This is a genomic window from Bradyrhizobium sp. AUGA SZCCT0222, from assembly GCF_018130205.1.
GTDB lineage: Bacteria > Pseudomonadota > Alphaproteobacteria > Rhizobiales > Xanthobacteraceae > Bradyrhizobium.
The window spans coordinates 139,024-156,709 of record NZ_JAFCLX010000010.1 but is presented as its reverse complement, the minus strand read 5'-3'; the positions used below and the strand labels follow the sequence as shown (position 1 = coordinate 156,709).

The following is a 17,686-nucleotide window of genomic DNA, read 5'->3' as shown; positions in this document are numbered from 1 at the left end:
ACTTCCTGAACCGGCGCGCATATCGCACGGTTCGTTTTCTGGTTCCGCTCGCGTTGCGAGCCAGAGGGGGATAGCATACACCGGCGGATTGCAAAGCAATTTAGCAAAGCAACGCAGGATGAGCCTTTCGATGATGTCGCGGCGCGGGGAAGTGGATCAGGCACCCGATCTGCCCCCCGGTTATACTTTGGTCGCGTTACGCGAACTCGGCGACGCGTTTGCCCATGGATGCGACATCGCGGCCGAAGCGGGTGCCGGAACGCTGGTCTGGGTGCGGCGCTACGACCTGGTCGAATTCGCCGTGGTGCTCGAACCCGACGAACCCTTGAACTCGGCGCGCCGGGCGCTGTTCGCCGGCATGAACGCGCTGGCGGACGCGATTGCCGCCCATTGTCCGCCCGAGCGGGATGTCAGTTTCGACTGGCCTGATGCAATCAGGTTCGACGCGGGATTGCTGGGCGGCGCGCGGCTCGGCTGGCCCGCCGATTGCGCGGAGACCGACGTGCCAAGCTGGCTGGTATTCGCTGTGATCCTGCGCGCCGCCGACATGGTGCATCTCGACGAGGTGCAGGCCGCGTCCGGCGTTTCGATGCTGGGCGCAGGCTTTGAGATGGTCGATACCGACGCGATCATCGGCAGCTTCGCCCGCCATCTGATGACCGCGTTCGATCGCTGGAACGAGCGCGGTTTTGAGGCGATCGCCAGGGATTATCTGGAACGGCTTCCGAGGCGCAAGGCCGGCGAGATCAGGGCCATCGACGTCAACGGCGATCTGCTGGTCAAGCTGCCGGCCGGCAGCGGGCCCCCCGATCGATCCAGCCTCGTGGATGCGCTGGCGAAAGCGGACTGGTATGATCCGCAATCGCGCGGTCCGAAGTTCGGATGAGGCTGACATGCTGAAGCTGCCGCGAACCATCAGGCTCGACCCATCGGATACGTTCGTATTCGAGCGTGCCGCGGAACCCGGGGAATGGGCGGTTTCCGGCGCGTTCGTGTTCTGGAACCAGGATTCGGCTGATCTGGCGCAGAAGCAGCGCGTGGCGCTGCGGTCCGGATTTCTCGGGGTCGAAAGTCTGGGCTGGTCGACGCTTGCGATCGTGACCGAGGCGACGGAAGCGGAGCGGCAAGCCGCGGTCGATCGGCTTGCGGCGCAATTGCTGGAAAAATTCGGCGCGCCGGATCTTAAGGCCGCGCGCGGCGCCGCCGAGGAAGAGGTCGCGTTTGCGGCCTCGCTGTGCGATCACCCGGCGCAGACCTTGCTCGCCGTGCAACGCAGCATCGAGGATGGTGAAATCCGCGAGCGCTTTCGCACCCTCAAGCCGCGCGAAGCCGCAGGCGATGCCGACCGGTTGCACGCGCATGCCAGCGCCTTTACCTTTCATGAGATCGAAGGCGACGATGAACCTGACGAGGAGGTCGATCTGCTGGGTTTGATGGGAACTGAACAGAAAACCGGAAATCGCAAATGAGAGAATTCTGGGTAGCGTCCGGCCATCATCTGACGCGGCGCGCCGATCACGGCGGGTTGATCGCGACGCCCGAACTGATCATGGCCTATCTGGCGCGGCCCGAACTGATGCCGCCGGAAGACGCCTGCGAGGCCGAGCGGAACCTGCACGCGGGCCTGTTGGCCGATCCGCTCCGTTCGGTTTCGAAAGCCGATATCGCCGCGCTCGCCGATCCCGATGCGCGCGAGAACTGGACTTTTATGATGAATTTTCGCGACCGGCTGGTCGCGGCTCCCTCACTCGAGGCGGTCTATGTCAACCTGGCCCGCAATGGCGCCGGCGACCTGCCGCCGATCTTCGTCTCGCAGCTCTGCCATCTGATCCTGCGCAACGCGCTCGAGGGCTGCGACGATCCCTACATGCTGCGCGCGGCCGAACTGTTCTATCGCAGCCAGCAGGCGGCGTTTCATGAGGGCACGCTGTTGCTTGCGGACGCCGAAATCGTAGAGGCGCAGCAACAGGCCGAACATGACCTGCATGCGTCGCCGCTCACGGCGATGCTGGCGCCGCCAAAGGCGTTCGGCGAGATGGATGTGATGGACGACGAGAACGCCTGGACCTATTGGTCGCGTTCGGATGCGCATGCGATGGTCATGAACATCGGCGGCAATCCGAAGGCGCGCGCCGGGCTTTGCCGGGTGATCGAACGATGGATCGCCCATCTGCTCGATGTAACCGTCAGCGTCGAGACGGTTCCCAGTATCGAAGACCGCGACTGGCGCTGGTTTGTCGGTCTCGACAGCGAGGGCACCAGGATCGGCAATGCGCTGTGGAACGGCACGTCGGTGGACGCCAACGCCGCCGAGCGCATCGTCGCGCTGATGCGCCTGACCATCGCGGATACGCGGCTGGTGGATGAACGCGTCGGCAGCAAACCGGTTTACCTCATCCTGGCGATGGGCGCGGACAAGGTCGTGCGCCTGAAGCCGCAAAATCTGGTCGCCGGGCTGCCGCTCGCGCCAAAGGCGAATGTGGCATGATTGGCCGGTGCACGGAGGCTCGCGCATGGCGATGACCGAGGCATCCCGCGAAGTGGGTGTGGTGGTGCGGCGCCGCGCCGTCGATAATCCATGGATCGATCATGTCTGGTCGCCGGCGATGGTGCTCGACGAGGTGCCGGCAACCGCGCCATGGACCGTGCTGTCCACTGAGGCGGATGCGACGATGTATTACGCGGGCGCCGCCAGCATCGACCTGTTCAGTTCCGACACCGCCAATTACCGCGACAATCTCGCCGACGGCGAACCGCGCATCTGGGTCGCGCTGCGGCGACAGGCCGGCGGATCCGAACTTGAGTTGACAAAAATCACGGCTGATCCGACCGAAGGGGAGGCGATCTTCGAAAGCGGTTGTGACGTCATCGGCACGGTTCCGATGTCTCCGGAGATCGCGGCCTGGATCGCCGCCTTTGTCGATGAGTTTCATGTCGAGCGGGTGTTCCACAAACGCAAGCGCGATCGTGCCGGCGGCGAGCGCCAGCCTGGCCCAAAGGATCGCGGCCCGGACGAAGGGACAGGGCGCGCATGAGTGGTCCGGACCAGGACGACGACAAGGGCTTTTTGGCGCGATGGTCGCAGCGCAAGCAGGAGGCCAAGCAGCCCGAGCGCGAAGCGCCCGTTGCCGACGCCGAAATCGCTGCTGCTCCGGCGACTGAGGCCGAGGCTGAGGCTGAAAAGGAGGCTGCGCCGGAGTTCGATCTCTCCAGCCTGCCATCGCTCGAAGAATTGACGTCGGAGACTGATATCACCGGCTTTCTGCGCAAGGGCGTTCCCGAACACCTGCGCAATGCGGCTTTGAGAAAATCCTGGGCGCTGGATCCCGCGATCCGCAACTACGTCAATCCCGCGCTGGAATACGCCTATGACTGGAACACGCCGGGCGGCGTGCCGGGCAACAGCGAACTCGGCGCGGGCATCGATATCGCACGGATGGTCACCCAGATCATGGGCTCCGGCGAAGCGCCTGCCGAGCCGCCGGTTGCCGCCGAGGTCCCGGCGGAGATCGTGAATGCCCCTGAATCTTCCGGCCAGCCGAAGCCGGATCTGCCGGAACAACCGCTGAGATTGAGCGGTCAGCCGGCGCCGACAGAGCCGAATCCTGCGAGCGACGATGCAGGAGCCCGCCTCGAACCAGCTCAGGAATCGGTCTCCATGGCTTCCGATTCTGTTGCACCGCAACAGCCGGTGCGACGCCATGGCTCGGCAAAACCTGTTGTTTAGACAAAAGTTTTCGAGACATAGGCAAAGCCTATGATACAAATTTAGGACTGGAATAATTCCAGTTCTAATTTGTATGCCCGATTAAGAGGCATCGGACACAGGATACGGGACACTGGGCGCGAGGCTGGGGAGAAGTCGGGTTCACCATGCGTGACGCCGGACTGGAACAGGCAATCAGGGCAGCGGGTGGCGTCGCGTCGTTAGCGCGAGCGATCGGCATTGCGCAGCCTTCGGTTTCATCGTGGTCGCGGATTCCCGCCGAGCGGGTTCTCGCGGTCGAGGCCTTGACGCGTGTCGAGCGTTCCGTGCTTCGCCCCGATCTCTACGGATCATCCGAGGCTCAGGTGTCATCCCAGGTGTCGTCCAACGTGTCAGCAAAACCGGAAATCGACGAGATCGATCAGCTGCGCGCCGCGGAATACGGCTTGCTGTCGCTGCTGCTCGGCAAGGCGCCGGACGCGGGCACGCTGGCGCGCGTCGCGCAATTGAAGGGCGACGCCTCCGATCTCGGCATGGCGCATGTCGAGCTCGCCGTGGCTGCGTCAGCTGTGGACGACCGCACCGCCAGCAAGGAATTCTTCGACCTGTTCATCGGGCTCGGGCGCGGCGAGCTGCTGCCCTATGCCTCCTATTACCTGACCGGCTTCCTGCACGAGCGCCCGCTGGCGCGTGTGCGCGAAGATCTGGACCTGCTCGGCATCGAGCGTGCGGGCCCCTCGCGCGAGCCGGAAGATCACATCGCGATTCTTCTCGAGGTGATGGCAGGCCTGGCGCGCGGCGACTTCGAGGCGGAGTTCGCCGAACAGGCGCGCTTCTTCGACCGGCATCTCAAGCCGTGGGCGGCGCGGATGTTCGCTGATCTGGAGATGTCCGGGACCGCCAAATTCTACCGTGCCGTCGGCCGCGTCGGCCGCGTGTTTATGGAACTGGAAGCCGAGGCCTTCACGCTGTCCGAGTGACGCGCAAAGGCAACTGAACGTTTGAAGTGGAGGAGACCGCGATGAGCAAACCATCCGACAAGGCGCCGGCCGACAAGCCGCTCGATGCCAAGGGGCTCGATCGCCGCCGTTTGTTCATGATGGGCGGATCGGCAGTCGCTGCAGCAGCCGTGGTGCCGCTGGCGGGCGGCGAGGCGGTCGCGGACGAGGCGCAGGGCGAGCGCGTCAAGGCCCGCTACAAGGAAACCGATCACGTCAAGAATTTCTACCGCGTCAACCGCTATTGATGGGAACACGCACATGTTGATGAAGCGAAAAGACGGATCCGCAGGCAAGGCGCGTTTGCAAGGTGTCGCCGCCGGCCTGGCTTCGGGGGTTCTCGACCGCCGCACGTTCCTGCGGCGATCCGGTCTGGCTGCAGGCGCCGGCGCCGCCCTCGGCTTGATGCCGCTCGGCTCGGTGCGCAAGGCGGAGGCCGGTCCGAAAATCCTGGGCGCGCCGACGGAAATCAAAAAGAACATCTGCACGCATTGTTCGGTCGGCTGCACCGTGATCGCTGAAGTGCAAAACGGCGTCTGGGTCGGCCAGGAGCCGGCCTGGGACAGCCCGATCAACCGCGGTTCGCATTGCGCCAAGGGTGCGTCAGTGCGTGAACTCGTGCACGGCGATCGCCGCTTGAAATACCCGATGAAGCTCGTCAACGGCGAGTGGCAGAAAATATCGTGGGACGTCGCCATCAACGAGATCGGCGACAAGATGCTGGAAATCCGCGCCAAGTCCGGCGCCGACTCCGTCTATCTGCTCGGCTCCGCGAAGTTCTCCAATGAAGGCGGTTATCTGTTCCGCAAGTTCGGCGCGTTCTGGGGCACCAACTCCGTCGATCACCAGGCCCGTATCTGTCATTCCACCACCGTCGCCGGCGTCGCCAATACCTGGGGCTACGGCGCGATGACCAATTCCTACAATGACATCAGAAACTCGAAGACCATCGTCTTCATGGGATCGAACGCCGCCGAGGCGCATCCGGTGTCGCTGCAGCACATCCTGACCGGCAAGGAAATCAACCGCGCCAACGTGTTCGTGCTCGACCCGCGCTTTACCCGCACCGCGGCCCACGCCACCGAATATGTCCGCTTCCGCAGTGGCACCGACATCGCGGTGATCTGGGGCATGCTGCACCACATCTTCAATAATGGCTGGGAAGACAAGGAATACATCAAGCAGCGCGTCTACGGCATGGACCAGATCCGCGCCGAAGTCGCGAAGTGGACGCCGGAAGAAGTCGAACGCGTCACCGGCATTCCCGGCGAACAGGTCAAGAAAGTCGCCGAGACCTTTGCCAAGCAAAAGCCATCGACCTTCATCTGGTGCATGGGCGGCACCCAGCACACCGTCGGCACCGCCAACGTCCGGGCCTACTGCGTGCTGCTGCTGGCGACCGGTAACGTCGGCACCTTTGGCGGCGGCGCCAACATCTTCCGCGGCCATTGCAACGTGCAGGGCGCCACCGATATCGGTCTCGATATCACGACGCTGCCGCTCTATTACGGCCTGGTCGAAGGCGCCTGGAAGCACTGGGCGCGGGTCTGGGAAGTCGAATACGATTATCTGCAGTCGCGCTTCGACGAAGTGCCGGCGAAAGCGGGCCGTCCGGCCCGTACCCGCAAGCAGAACATGGAACTGCCGGGCATCCCGTCGACCCGCTGGTTCGACGCCACGCTTTCCAACCCTGATGACGTCGATCAGCGCGACAGCCTGAAGGCCATGATCATCATGGGACATGGCGGCAATACCGTGCCGCGCATGACCGAAATGGTGAAGGGCATCGAGAAACTCGAATTGCTCGTGGTCGCCGACCCGCATCCGACCACGTTCGCTGCGATCTCCGAGCGCAAGAACGGCACTTATCTGTTGCCGGCCTGCACCCAGTTCGAAACCTCGGGCTCGCGCACCGCCTCCAACCGCTCGCTGCAGTGGGGCGAGCAGGTCGTCAAGCCGATCTTCGAATCCAAGGACGATTACGAGATCATCTACCTGCTTTCCAAGAAGCTCGGCTTCGCCGATCCGATGTTCAAGAACCTCAAGGTGGAAAACAACCGGCCGTCGCCGGAAGAGCTGCTGCGGGAAATCAACCGCGGCGGATTCTCGACCGGCTATTCCGGCCAGTCGCCGGAGCGGCTGAAGGCGCACATGAAGAACCAGGGCAAGTTCGACCTGGTGACCCTCCGCGCCAAGGCCGACGAGCCCGAGATCGGCGGCGACTATTACGGCCTGCCGTGGCCGTGTTGGGGCACGCCGCAGATCAAGCACCCGGGAACGCATACGCTCTACAACACCAACCTCCACGCCAAGGACGGCGGCGGCACGTTCCGTGCGCGGTTCGGCGTCGTCTATGAAGAGAAACAGCCGGACGGTTCGGTGAAGAACGTCAACATGCTGTCGGAAGGCTCTTACAGCAAAGGTTCGGAACTCACCGACGGCTATCCGGAATTCACCTACGGCGTGCTGAAGAAGCTCGGCTGGGACAAGGATCTCACGGAAGCTGAACTGGCGACGATCAACAAGATCGGCGGCAACAACCCGGACGGCGTCGGCTGGGCGGTCGACCTTTCGGGTGGCATCATTCGCGTCACGCTCGAGCATGGCGTGATGGCCTATGGCAACGGCAAGGCCCGCGCGGTGGCGTGGAATCTGCCCGACCCCGTGCCTGTTCATCGCGAACCGATCTACACGGCGCGCCCGGACCTCGTCGCCAAATATCCGACGCGTCCGGACGGCCGCCAGTTCCGCATGGCGAATCTCGGCTTCTCGATTCAAAAGGCGGCGGTGGACAAGGGGCTTGCCAAGCAATTCCCGATCATCCTCACCTCGGGTCGTCTGGTCGAATATGAAGGCGGCGGCGAGGAAACCCGCTCGAACCGCTGGCTGGCCGAATTGCAGCAGGACATGTTCGTCGAGGTCAACACCGCGGACGCAAGCGAGCGCGGCATCAAGGACGGCGGATGGGTCTGGGTCTATGGCCCGGAAAACAGCTCGAAGGCGCGCGTCAAGGCGCTCGTCACCGACCGCGTCGGCAAGGGCGTCGCGTTCATGCCGTTCCACTTCTCCGGCTGGTTCCAGGGCGTCGACCAGCGCAGCAAATATCCAAAGGGCAGCGATCCGATCGTGCTCGGCGAAAGCGTGAACTCGATCACGAGCTACGGCTACGATCCGGTCACCGGCATGCACGAGGGCAAGGTGACCCTGTGCCAGATTCAATCGGCGTGAGGGGAGAATAGATCATGGCTCGCGTCAAATTTCTCTGTGATGCCGACCGTTGCATTGAATGCAACGCCTGCGTGACGGCCTGCAAGAACGAACATGAAGTGCCGTGGGGCATCAATCGTCGCCGCGTCGTCACCATCAATGACGGCAAGCCCGGCGAACGCTCGGTGTCGATGGCCTGCATGCATTGCACCGATGCACCATGCGCCGCGGTCTGTCCGGTGTCGTGCTTCTACACCACCGCCGACGGCGTGGTGCTCCACTCCAAGGACCTGTGCATCGGCTGCGGCTATTGCTTCTACGCGTGCCCGTTCGGCGCGCCGCAATATCCGAAAGTCGGCAATTTCGGTTCGCGCGGCAAGATGGACAAGTGCACCTATTGCGCGGGCGGGCCGGAAGCGGACTCCACCCCGGCCGAATACGCCAAATACGGCGCCAATCGTCTGGCCGAAGGCAAGCTGCCGATTTGCGCCGAGATGTGCTCGACCAAGTCGCTGCTCGCCGGCGACGGCGCCATCATCGCCGAAATCTACAAGGAGCGCGTGATGAAGCGCGGTTACGGTTCGGGCATGTGGGGCTGGAAAACGGCTTACGCGGATTCACCGACCGGCTGATGCCTTGGCCGTCGCGCGGCGCGCGGCGGCAAACATGTCACGAGAAACGGGAAGGTCACGGGCCTATGCCAAGCTCTCTTTCACACCTCCGGGCGCTATGCGCCGCCATCGCGCTGCTGTTTGTGTTCGCGCATCCCGCCTCAGCGCAGCTGACGTTCAAGCCGACCGCTGAAGCCGTTCAGGAAGACCAACTCCTGAAAGCGCTGAAGGAGGGTGACAAGATCACCGGGCGGATATCGATCCCGGATACCATGGCCTCCAGCCTGATCCAGCCCGCGGGCCGCGACTGGCGCGATTTCCAGCGCAGCAAGCTGCCGATCATCGGCGGCGTCGCCATTCTTGGAATGCTCGTGCTGCTGGCGATCTTCCTGGCGGTGCGCGGCCGGATTCGCGTCGATCACGGTTTTTCCGGCACCAAGATCCTGCGTTTTGCGAGCTTCGAACGTTTCACCCATTGGCTGACCGCGAGCTGTTTCGTCGTGCTGGCGCTGTCGGGTCTCAACATCAGCTTCGGGCGCGTCCTGATCATGCCGCTGTTCGGCGCCCAGGCGTTTGCGACCATGTCGGGCTGGGCCAAGATCGCGCACGATTATCTGGCGTTTCCGTTCATGCTCGGCCTCGCGATCATGTTCCTGATCTGGATCAAGGATAACATTCCCGGCAAGCTCGACTGGCAATGGATTAAGCAGGGTGGCGGCATCCTGGCCAACGGCAAGCATCCGCCGGCCAAACGGTTCAATGCCGGACAGAAAGGTATTTTCTGGATCGTCATCATCGGCGGCGCGCTGATGTCGGTGTCGGGCTGGTTCATGCTGTTCCCGTATCTTCCGGCCAATGTCACGGCGTTGCAGTTCTGGACCGTGATCCATGCCGTGATCGCGATGCTCTTTATCGCGGTCATGCTGGCCCACATCTATATCGGTTCGGTCGGAATGGAGGGCGCGTTCGATGCGATGGGCACCGGCGAGGTCGACCTCAACTGGGCCAAGGAGCATCACGCGCTCTGGGTCGCGGAGGAGCAGGCCAAGGGCCGTGCGCCGTCGAAAGATGGCACGCACGCCGTGGCGGCCGAATGATGATGCGGGTACAGAGCAGTTCGAGGGAAATACGATGAAGAGCTTTCTGGCGGCTTTGGCGTTTGCGGCGATCGCCGCGTTCTGTGTGTCGTCCGTGCTCGATACCATTCAGCAGTCGAGTTCGGTTGCCTACACCACGACAGGGGCGAGGGTCGGCGATCCCGGTAAAAATCTGATCGGCCCGAACTGATTTTTGGTTCGGATGTTGAACGCGCCCAAGGAAGTTAAGGCAGTTGCGTGGCCGGTCGAAATCCGGCTGGTGAAGGACCGCCGCGCCCTTCACGTCACCTTTGACGACGGTGCGGATTTCAACCTGTCGGCCGAACTGCTCCGGGTGACCAGTCCATCCGCCGAAGTGCAGGGGCATTCCGAAGCGCAGCGCAAGACGGTCGGCGGCAAGCGCAACGTGACCATTCTCTCCGTCGATCCCGTCGGCAATTACGCCGTGCGGCTCGGCTTCGACGACATGCACAATACCGGCATCTATTCCTGGGCGTTCCTGCACGATCTCGGCAGCAACGCCGAGCGGCGTTTTCAGGATTATCTCGACGAGCTCCAGGCCAAGGCCCTCGATCGCGACAAACCAGGCATGCGCTGATAGCGTTTTCGAGCGAAGCATGCCCTCGGACTTGATCCGGGGGTGGGTACCGGTTCGCATCGCAATCAAGTTTACGCAGATTGCGTAGACTTATCTGCGGTAGAAAACGCGTCAAAACAAAGAACAGCCTTCTCTCTCTGCCTTGACGGCGACACGAACGGACGAAACGATCGCCGCTAATGCTCCGTGCTCATATCATCCGCCGCCTCATAGCGCTGACCTGGACCGCTTTGCTGGTCCTGCCGGCGCTTGGAACCAGCGCCGCCCACGCGCAGTTGCGCGGCCATGGCGGGCCGGTGCGGGCCTTGGCGATTTCACCTGACGGTGCGAGCGCCATTTCGGGCAGCTTCGATTCAACCGCGATCCGCTGGTCGCTGACATCAAATGCGGCCGAGCAGGTGCTTCGTTTCCACGCCGACGCCGTCAATGCGGTGGCATTGCTCCGGGATGGACGGGCCGCGACCGCGGGCGCCGATGGCCGCATTGCGATCTGGACCGCCGGCAACACCCGGCCCGACGCGGTGCTGGAAGGCCATACCGCGCCGATCGCAGCCCTTGTGGTTTCGCCCGATGGCGCAACATTGGCCTCCGTGTCGTGGGATCAAACCGTGCGCCTGTGGCCGCTCGCGGGCGGCGCGCCGCGCGTGCTGGAAGGGCATACCCAGAACGTCAATGGCGTCGCTTTTTCGCCCGACGGCCGCACGCTGGTCAGCGTCAGCTATGATCAGAGCGTTCGCATCTGGCCGCTGGCGGGCACGTCGCCGCCGTCAGTCATTGCGATGCCGACCCCGCTCAACGCCGTCGCGATTGGCCGTGATGGCGAAATCGCGGCCGGAGGCGCCGACGGCAGACTGTATTTTCTGCGCAGCGACGGTGCGCGCGCCGGTGACGTTGAAACCGGCCCAAGGCCGGTGATCTCGATGGCGATCTCGCCCGACGGTGCGTGGGTCGCGGCCGCCGGTATTGGCGGCGCGGTCGCGGTGATCGATCGCAAGACGCGCAATCTGGCGCGCACATTGGTAGGTCCGGGGCTGCCGGTCTGGTCGGTGGCGTTTCTGCCCGATAGTCGCACGCTGCTCACCGGCGGTGCTGACAGCACCATCCGCCGCTGGAACGCGGTGACCGGAGATCCCGTCGATCCCTTGCTGTTTGAACACACGGCAGACCCGCTGGCCGCGTATGCCGGCGACCGCGGCGCGGATATTTTTCGTGCCTGCGTCGCCTGCCATACGCTCGGCGCCGATCAGGCCAACCGGGCAGGGCCGACGCTGGCCGGTCTGTTCGGCCGGCGCATCGCGACCTTGCCGGGATATGATTTTTCCGACGCGCTCAAGCGGCTCGATATCGTCTGGACGCCGGAAACGGTTTCGAAATTGTTCGAGATCGGGCCCGCGGCCTACACGCCGGGCACCAAGATGCCCGAGCAGCGCATCGGCTCCGAACAGGACCGTGCCGCCCTGGTGCAGTTCCTGGAGCGCGCCACGAAGCGGTAGAGTGTGATGAGTTCAGGTTGAAGCAGCCCACTCGCATCCTATCGCGTCATCTTGAGGTGCGCGCTCTTGCGCGCCTCGAAGGATGAGAAGCGCCCGGGTCCCATCCTTCGAGGCTCGCTCCGCTCGCGCCTCAGGATGACGTGCCCCGATTCGATTCAAAATCATCATGCTTGGAGAACACTCTCTTGCCCGCCGAACGCTGCTGCAGGGCCAACAAGCGGTGTTCGCATGACTACCGGCTACGTGAATTCCGGGCCGGAGCTTCCGCTTTCGCTGCGATCGTTTCAAGCAACCAACCCTTGAACGAGAGCATCGCAGATGATGGTTGCCGGGAATGCAGCGACGTAATCCAGTAGTCGCCGAGCGTCACTTCGGTCTTGAACGGACGTACCAGTCGCCGTTGACGGATCTCGTCCCGAAACATCTCCGCCGGCAACAACGCAACGCCGGTACCGCGCGCTGCAACGCTTGCGATCGTGATCGATGAGTCGAACACCATTCCCTTGATGACGGGACTAAGCAGTCCCGCCGCGGCAAACCAGCGCGACCATTCATCCTGTCGATAGGAACGCAGCAGCACCTCGCGTTTGAGATCGGCCGGCCGGCTCAGCCTGCGGGCCAGTGCCGGCGCGCAGAACGGAGTAAACGACGCCCCCATCAGGCGGGTCGCGTTCGTACCGTGCCAGAGGCCGTCGCCAAACCTGATGGCGTAATCGAGGCCTTCGCCCGCTATGTCGACGCGATTATTATTGGCGAACAGACGCAAGTCGATCCGCGGATACGCCTTCTTGAAAGTGTCGAGCCGCGGCAGCAGCCATCCCGACGCGAAGGTGCCGACGACGCCGATCGTGATGACGTCCTGGTAGCGACCGTCTTCAAAACGATTGACCGCTTCGTTGAGCCGCCCGAAAGCCTCGACGATGCTGGGCAGCAGTGCTTGTCCTTCGTCGGTCAGCGCGACGCCGCGCGGTAACCGCCGAAACAGCTGCGCGCCAAGCCTGTCCTCCAGTGCTTTCACCTGCTGACTGACGGCGGCCTGCGTAACGCGGAGTTCAAGGCCGGCACGGGTGAAACTCAGGTTGCGCGCCGTCGCCTCAAAGGCCCGTAATGCATTCAGCGGAAGGTGTGAAAGCTTCGTCCTGCGGCGCATTCGTTCGACCCTAGTTTTTCTAATGCCTGCATTCAAAACTGATCGTTTGTCAAGACATGGCCTTCTGGGCACGTTCCCGCCCGCAACCCGGAGGGATTCGAATGATCAGCAGGAGACAGTTTCACCTTGGTTTCGGCGCAGCACTGATAGCCGCTGATCTGAGCGGCCTGCCAAAAGCGGCACGCGCAGCGGCCACGGATCAACGACTGATCGCCGAGATCAAGCGTCTGGAGAGCGCGAGCGGCGGCCGGCTCGGTGTTTGTGTGCTGGAAACGGCAACCGGTGCGCGTCATGTCCACCGGGGCGACGAGCGTTTCCCGATGTGCAGCACCTTCAAGGCGCTGGCGACAGCGGCGGTGCTGGCGCGGGTGGATGCCGGGAAGGAGCAATTGACGCGGCGCATAACCTTCGACGCATCAGCAATCGTGGTGAATTCGCCGGTAACTGAAAAGCACGCCGGGGGCGATGGCATGACGCTCGCTGAAATTTGCGACGCGGCGATGACACGGAGCGACAACACTGCGGGCAACCTGCTGCTCGCCAGCATCGGCGGACCTCCGGGGTTGACGGCCTTCGCGCGAGGGCTCGGCGATCAGGTCACGCGGCTGGACCGGGATGAACCTTCGCTCAACCAGGCGCTGCCCGACGATCCCCGCGATACCACGACACCGAATGCGATGGCTTCGAATTTCGAAGCGCTCGTCCTTGGGACTGGGGCGCTGTCGGCTGCGTCGCGCGAGCAATTGACGGCATGGCTAGTTGCCAACAAGACCGGTGACACACGATTACGCGCAGGGTTTGCGAAAGGCTGGCGTGTCGGTGACAAGACCGGCGCCGGTGACCATGGCACGAACAATGACGTTGCTGTGGTGTGGCCTCTCGACGGCGCCCCTATCATCGTCGCGGCCTATCTGACGGGCGCCAGCATTCCCAGCGCGCAACAAAACGCCACCATCGCTTCGATCGCGCGCGCCGTCGCGGCGATGAGGCCGGGCTAGGTGCGGAATGCCGGCAAATCTTTCAGCGAAAACGACCGGTGCACTATCGATAGCCGTCGTCGCCGTATGCCTTGTGATGCCGCGTTCGGTTCCATCGCTTGCCTCGAACGGGATGTTCGCCAAGCGGCCCGCGTTCTCGGAGGCGGACCAGCCTGTGCGGATGGCCGCCGAGTGCAGAGAGGTGAGGCCGATGTCGGATGGCATTCCGGAACTCGACTACCGGATCGATCTTTCCGTGGCTGGCAGTCTCACGGCGGTGAAGACAGATGGAGTGTTGTGGTATCTCGTGCTGTGTTCTTCCCCCGATATCCGGATTATGTGCGTGACCTACCAGTCCAATGGCATGGAGACCGGTGACAGGATTATCGTGAAAGGCGGATACCAACGACGCGATGCCGATCACGTCCTCCTGGATCCTTGTTTGGCAACAAGGCCGGAGCCTTGATCTTGTCCCGCAGTGACATCTGCCATGGCGCTGACGGCAACGAGGGCCAGTGCAGCGCATCGGCTCCGAACAGGACCGTGCCGCCTTGATACAGTTCCCGAGTGCGCGCCACGAAGCGCTAGAGAAAGCGTGAACGCCGTCTGTGACGCAGTTCACATCCGCGCGCCGGGCTTCACGCTAAGGCACACACGGGGTGGGCTTCTCCGAACGGAGGTTTCCCATGAACCGTTTGATGATCTCTGGATTCATTGCGGTCGCTCTGCTTGCCGTTACCATCACCATGTTGCCGTCGCACTCGCTTTGGGGCCATCGCGCCGGGACAACCGGCCTGGCGTCATCGCAGCAACGTTCCGTCTCGACTGCCGCGAACAAGCTCCCGATCGAGGAGTTCGAGGATATGTCGTTCGTCTTTTCGCACCCGCCCAAGCGCTGAAGCGCGCGGACGGCGACGGCCAGAGCGTTTTCGAGCGAAGTGGATACCGGTTCGCGTAAAGAAAACGCGTCAAATCAAGAATCCAGAGCCCCGTTCCGATTCATCGGAACGGAGAAGGCTCTGGGCGTCAGCCGCTCTTCTTCTGCCGGGTGCTGGCGATCAGCACCAGCAGGAACGAGGCCGCCGTCATCAGCGTGCTGATCGCGGCAATCGTCGGGTCGATCTCGTCGCGCAGCGCGGTGAACATCCGCTTTGTCAGCGGCTGATACTGGCCGCCTGATATGAACAGGCCGACCACGGTCTCGTCCATCGCCGAGATGAAGGCGAAGATGGCGCCCGTCAGCACGCTGGCCTTGATCTGCGGCAGCGTGACGGCAAAGAAACTGCGCAAGCGGTTCATGCCGAGGCTGCGCGCCACCATCTCCTGCGCCGGGTCGAAGCTCTGCAGGCCCGCCACCACTGACGTGATGACATAGGGCAGGCCGAGCATGACGTTGGCGAGCACCAGTCCCGACATCGTCGCCACCAGCCCGACCTTGGCATAGACAAAGAAGATGCCGACCGCCGTGATGATGATCGGCACCACCAAAGGCAGCATCAGCATCATGTGGACGATCCGCATGAGGCGCATTTTCGAATTGCTGATGGCGTAGGCCGCGGCGACGCCGAGCGGCGTTGCGATCAGGACGGTGAGGGCGGCCACCGCAAAGGTGACGCGGGTCGCCTGCATCCAGGCGGCATTGCCGATATACTCCTCATACCAGCGCAGCGACAGCGCTGGCGGCGGGAAGGTCAGGAAGCGGGTGCTCGAAAACGACATCGGCACGATGATCAGCACCGGCAGGATCAGATACAGCAGCACCAGCGCGCAGAACACGACGAAGACGATGCGGCCAAAAGACAGCGTTTTCATTTTTGCCCCAGGATGCGGTCGAGCGGAATGAACCGGCCGACGATGAGGAAAATGACGAGAACGCTGAGCAGCAGCACCACGCCGACGGCGCTCGCGGCGCCCCATTGGTCGTAGAGCTCGACATTGCGGCTGACCAGCAGCGACACCATCACGGTACGACCGCCGCCGAGCAGTTCGGGCGTAATGTAGAAGCCGAGGCACAGCACGAACACCAGCGTGGTGCCCGCGAGCACGCCGGGCAGCGACAGCGGCAGGAAGATCCGCCAGAATGTATGCGAAGGACTGCCCCCTAAGCTGGCGCCCGCCTGCATCAAATCGTGCGGGATTTTCTGCATGGTGGCGTAGAGCGGCAGCACCATGAACGGCAGCAGGATATGCACGGTCGCCACGACGGTGCCGAAGGTATTGTGCACCAGCGCCAGTGGCTCGTCGATTATCCCGAGATATTGCAGGAACTGGTTGACCACCCCGGTCCGCTGCAGCAGCGCCAGCCAGGCATAGGCGCGCACCAGGACGCTGGTCCAGAACGGCAGGATCACCAGCGCCAGAATCAAGACGCTCCATCCTTTCGGCACCACGCTGGCGGCGTAGGCGATGGGATAGCCGAGCAGCAGCGCCAGCAGCGTCACCAGCAGGCTGATCTGGAAGGTCAGCGAGAAACTGCGCCAGTAGATGGCTTCGCTGAAGATGCGGCGGTAGTTCTCCAGCGTGAAGCCGTCATGATAGATCGATTGCCAGGCGAGCCAGCCAACCGGAAGCACGATCAAGAGCAGGATCAGCAGCAGCGCCGGCGACGCCAATGCCAGCATCAGGCCCTGTTCGCGGCGATGGTGACGCAACGAGAGGTCTGGTGTGGAATGGGTCAATGCCGTTTTCCTGTCATTGCCGGATGGCTGGAGCGGGGCGTGCCGGTCGAACCCCGCTCCAGTTGATTCCGTCTATTTCTGCACGAACGAGACCCAGCGCTTCTCCGCGGCTTCGCCGTCCGGCGACGCCCACCACGCATAGGACATCAGCGCCTGCTTCTTGGCGTTGTCGGGCGCGCTCGGCAGCTGCGCGACGCGCTCCGGCTTGACCACGCCGGTATCGAACGCCTTCGGGTTCGCCGGGCCGTAATCGATGTGCAGCGGCAGATTGGCTTGATGGACGGGATCGACGGCCTCGTTGAGGAACTTGACCGCCGTCGCCAGATTCGGCGCGCCCTTGAGGATGCAGAGGGACGTGCTCTGCAGGATGCCCTGATTATAGGTATAGGCGACCTTGGCGCCTTCCTTGGTGAGCGCGCTGACGCGGCCGTTCCAGGCCATCACCATGTCGACCTCGCCGTCGTTCAGGAGCTGCGCGGATTGCGCGCCCGAGGTCCACCACACCGTGATGTTGGGCTTGATCTCCTCGAGCTTCTTGAAGGCGCGGTCGACGTCGAGCGGATAGAGCTTGTCCGGCGCGACGCCGTCGGCCATCAGCGCTGCTTCCAGCGTCGCAATGGGGTGGTTGCGCAGCGCGCGGCGGCCGGGGAATTTCTTCACGTCCCAGAAGTCGGCCCAGCTGTTCGGCGTGGCGCCTTCAGGATATTTCTTCTGGCTGTAGGCCAGAACGCTGGAATAGAACTCGTACGCCACCGAATAGGGATTGCGATAGGCTTCAGGCATGGCGGCGGCATTGGGGATCTTGGAGAAATCGAGTTTTTCGATCAGCCCCTGTTCGCCGCCGCGCAGGCAATAGCCGGTCGGAACGTCAACCACGTCCCAGATCGGCTTGCCGCTCGCGACCTGCGATTTGATCACCGGCCAGGCGTCGGGAATGCTGTCCTGGTTGATGGTGATGCCGAGCTTCTTGGCCGAGGGATCGAGGATCGCAACCGTCTGCGCCTTCTGATAGGCGCCGCCCTGCGACACGAAGGTGATCTGCTCGGCGGCGTTGGCTGCGATGCTGGTTGACGCGAAGAGCCCGAGCGCTGCGCCGAACAACGCGCGTCCTAGTCCTGTGTTGGATGCAACTGCCATCTTCCGTTCCCTCCTGTTATGACCGGGCTTAGTC

General features: G+C 63.1%; 20 protein-coding genes. 16 read left to right on the top strand and 4 right to left on the bottom strand.

Annotated features, from left to right (window positions below; all coding sequences use genetic code 11):
• The first annotated feature begins 118 nt into the window (after positions 1–118).
• From JQ629_RS11640 to JQ629_RS11580, 13 genes are all read left to right on the top strand, one after another.
• Positions 119–886 carry a biotin/lipoate--protein ligase family protein gene (locus tag JQ629_RS11640; protein WP_249134979.1) on the top strand — a complete coding sequence of 256 codons (768 nt, stop codon included), beginning with the start codon at positions 119–121 and terminating at the stop codon, positions 884–886.
• A gap of 7 nt (positions 887–893) precedes the next feature.
• Entirely contained in the window at positions 894–1,469 is a 576-nt protein-coding gene (locus JQ629_RS11635; RefSeq protein WP_212412772.1) for a DUF6505 family protein, read from the top strand.
• On the top strand, positions 1,466–2,488 hold the full coding sequence (locus JQ629_RS11630; protein WP_212412771.1) for a DUF6352 family protein: 1,023 nt from the start codon (positions 1,466–1,468) through the stop codon (positions 2,486–2,488). Before JQ629_RS11635 ends, JQ629_RS11630 begins: the two co-directional genes overlap by 4 nt.
• Before the next feature lie 25 nt (positions 2,489–2,513).
• A complete protein-coding gene (locus JQ629_RS11625) occupies positions 2,514–3,035 on the top strand; it encodes a DUF3305 domain-containing protein (RefSeq protein WP_249134978.1) in 522 nt (173 codons plus the stop codon).
• Positions 3,032–3,727, top strand: coding sequence for a DUF3306 domain-containing protein (locus JQ629_RS11620; RefSeq protein WP_212412770.1), 696 nt, complete (start codon positions 3,032–3,034; stop codon positions 3,725–3,727). Before JQ629_RS11625 ends, JQ629_RS11620 begins: the two co-directional genes overlap by 4 nt.
• A 146-nt stretch (positions 3,728–3,873) precedes the next feature.
• Positions 3,874–4,686 (top strand): Cro/CI family transcriptional regulator, encoded by an 813-nt coding sequence (locus tag JQ629_RS11615; protein WP_212412769.1) that lies wholly within the window; start codon positions 3,874–3,876, stop codon positions 4,684–4,686.
• Between the two features lie 41 nt (positions 4,687–4,727).
• Complete coding sequence (locus JQ629_RS11610; protein ID WP_212412768.1) at positions 4,728–4,952, top strand: hypothetical protein; 225 nt, start codon at positions 4,728–4,730, stop codon at positions 4,950–4,952.
• Positions 4,953–4,965: 13 nt separating this feature from the next.
• Positions 4,966–7,932 (top strand): formate dehydrogenase subunit alpha, encoded by a 2,967-nt coding sequence (locus JQ629_RS11605; protein WP_212412767.1) that lies wholly within the window; start codon positions 4,966–4,968, stop codon positions 7,930–7,932.
• Positions 7,933–7,946: 14 nt separating this feature from the next.
• Positions 7,947–8,543 carry a formate dehydrogenase FDH3 subunit beta gene (fdh3B, locus tag JQ629_RS11600; protein ID WP_100418683.1) on the top strand — a complete coding sequence of 199 codons (597 nt, stop codon included), beginning with the start codon at positions 7,947–7,949 and terminating at the stop codon, positions 8,541–8,543.
• A 65-nt stretch (positions 8,544–8,608) separates the two neighbouring features.
• Positions 8,609–9,619, top strand: coding sequence for a formate dehydrogenase subunit gamma (locus tag JQ629_RS11595; RefSeq protein WP_212412766.1), 1,011 nt, complete (start codon positions 8,609–8,611; stop codon positions 9,617–9,619).
• A gap of 34 nt (positions 9,620–9,653) precedes the next feature.
• Positions 9,654–9,809, top strand: a complete 156-nt coding sequence (locus JQ629_RS11590) for a hypothetical protein (protein WP_212269109.1) — start codon at positions 9,654–9,656, stop codon at positions 9,807–9,809.
• A 12-nt stretch (positions 9,810–9,821) separates the two neighbouring features.
• Complete coding sequence (locus JQ629_RS11585) at positions 9,822–10,217, top strand: gamma-butyrobetaine hydroxylase family protein (RefSeq protein WP_212412765.1); 396 nt, start codon at positions 9,822–9,824, stop codon at positions 10,215–10,217.
• Positions 10,218–10,396: 179 nt separating this feature from the next.
• Positions 10,397–11,710 carry a c-type cytochrome gene (locus JQ629_RS11580; protein WP_212412764.1) on the top strand — a complete coding sequence of 438 codons (1,314 nt, stop codon included), beginning with the start codon at positions 10,397–10,399 and terminating at the stop codon, positions 11,708–11,710.
• 232 nt (positions 11,711–11,942) lie between these two features.
• Here the strand turns inward: JQ629_RS11580 and JQ629_RS11575 are convergent, their stop codons facing one another.
• The gene (locus JQ629_RS11575; RefSeq protein ID WP_212412821.1) at positions 11,943–12,860 is read right to left on the bottom strand and encodes a LysR substrate-binding domain-containing protein; all 918 of its coding nucleotides are present in this window, start codon (positions 12,858–12,860) and stop codon (positions 11,943–11,945) included.
• A gap of 101 nt (positions 12,861–12,961) precedes the next feature.
• Between JQ629_RS11575 and bla the strand changes: the two genes are divergently transcribed.
• The 3 genes from bla (at position 12,962) to JQ629_RS11560 (ending at position 14,736) form a co-directional block, all read left to right on the top strand.
• Positions 12,962–13,858: a class A beta-lactamase gene (gene bla, locus JQ629_RS11570; RefSeq protein ID WP_212412820.1), complete on the top strand. Its 897-nt coding sequence runs from the start codon at positions 12,962–12,964 to the stop codon at positions 13,856–13,858.
• Positions 13,859–13,865: 7 nt separating this feature from the next.
• On the top strand, positions 13,866–14,303 hold the full coding sequence (locus JQ629_RS11565) for a hypothetical protein (RefSeq protein WP_212412763.1): 438 nt from the start codon (positions 13,866–13,868) through the stop codon (positions 14,301–14,303).
• Positions 14,304–14,523: 220 nt separating this feature from the next.
• Positions 14,524–14,736 (top strand): hypothetical protein, encoded by a 213-nt coding sequence (locus JQ629_RS11560; protein ID WP_212412762.1) that lies wholly within the window; start codon positions 14,524–14,526, stop codon positions 14,734–14,736.
• Between the two features lie 127 nt (positions 14,737–14,863).
• Here the strand turns inward: JQ629_RS11560 and JQ629_RS11555 are convergent, their stop codons facing one another.
• From JQ629_RS11555 to JQ629_RS11545, 3 genes are all read right to left on the bottom strand, one after another.
• Complete coding sequence (locus JQ629_RS11555) at positions 14,864–15,649, bottom strand: ABC transporter permease (protein WP_212412761.1); 786 nt, start codon at positions 15,647–15,649, stop codon at positions 14,864–14,866.
• On the bottom strand, positions 15,646–16,458 hold the full coding sequence (locus JQ629_RS11550) for an ABC transporter permease (RefSeq protein ID WP_212412819.1): 813 nt from the start codon (positions 16,456–16,458) through the stop codon (positions 15,646–15,648). The genes JQ629_RS11555 and JQ629_RS11550 overlap by 4 nt, the downstream gene beginning before the upstream one ends.
• 129 nt (positions 16,459–16,587) lie before the next feature.
• The gene (locus JQ629_RS11545; protein WP_212391158.1) at positions 16,588–17,652 is read right to left on the bottom strand and encodes an ABC transporter substrate-binding protein; all 1,065 of its coding nucleotides are present in this window, start codon (positions 17,650–17,652) and stop codon (positions 16,588–16,590) included.
• Positions 17,653–17,686 lie beyond the last annotated feature (34 nt).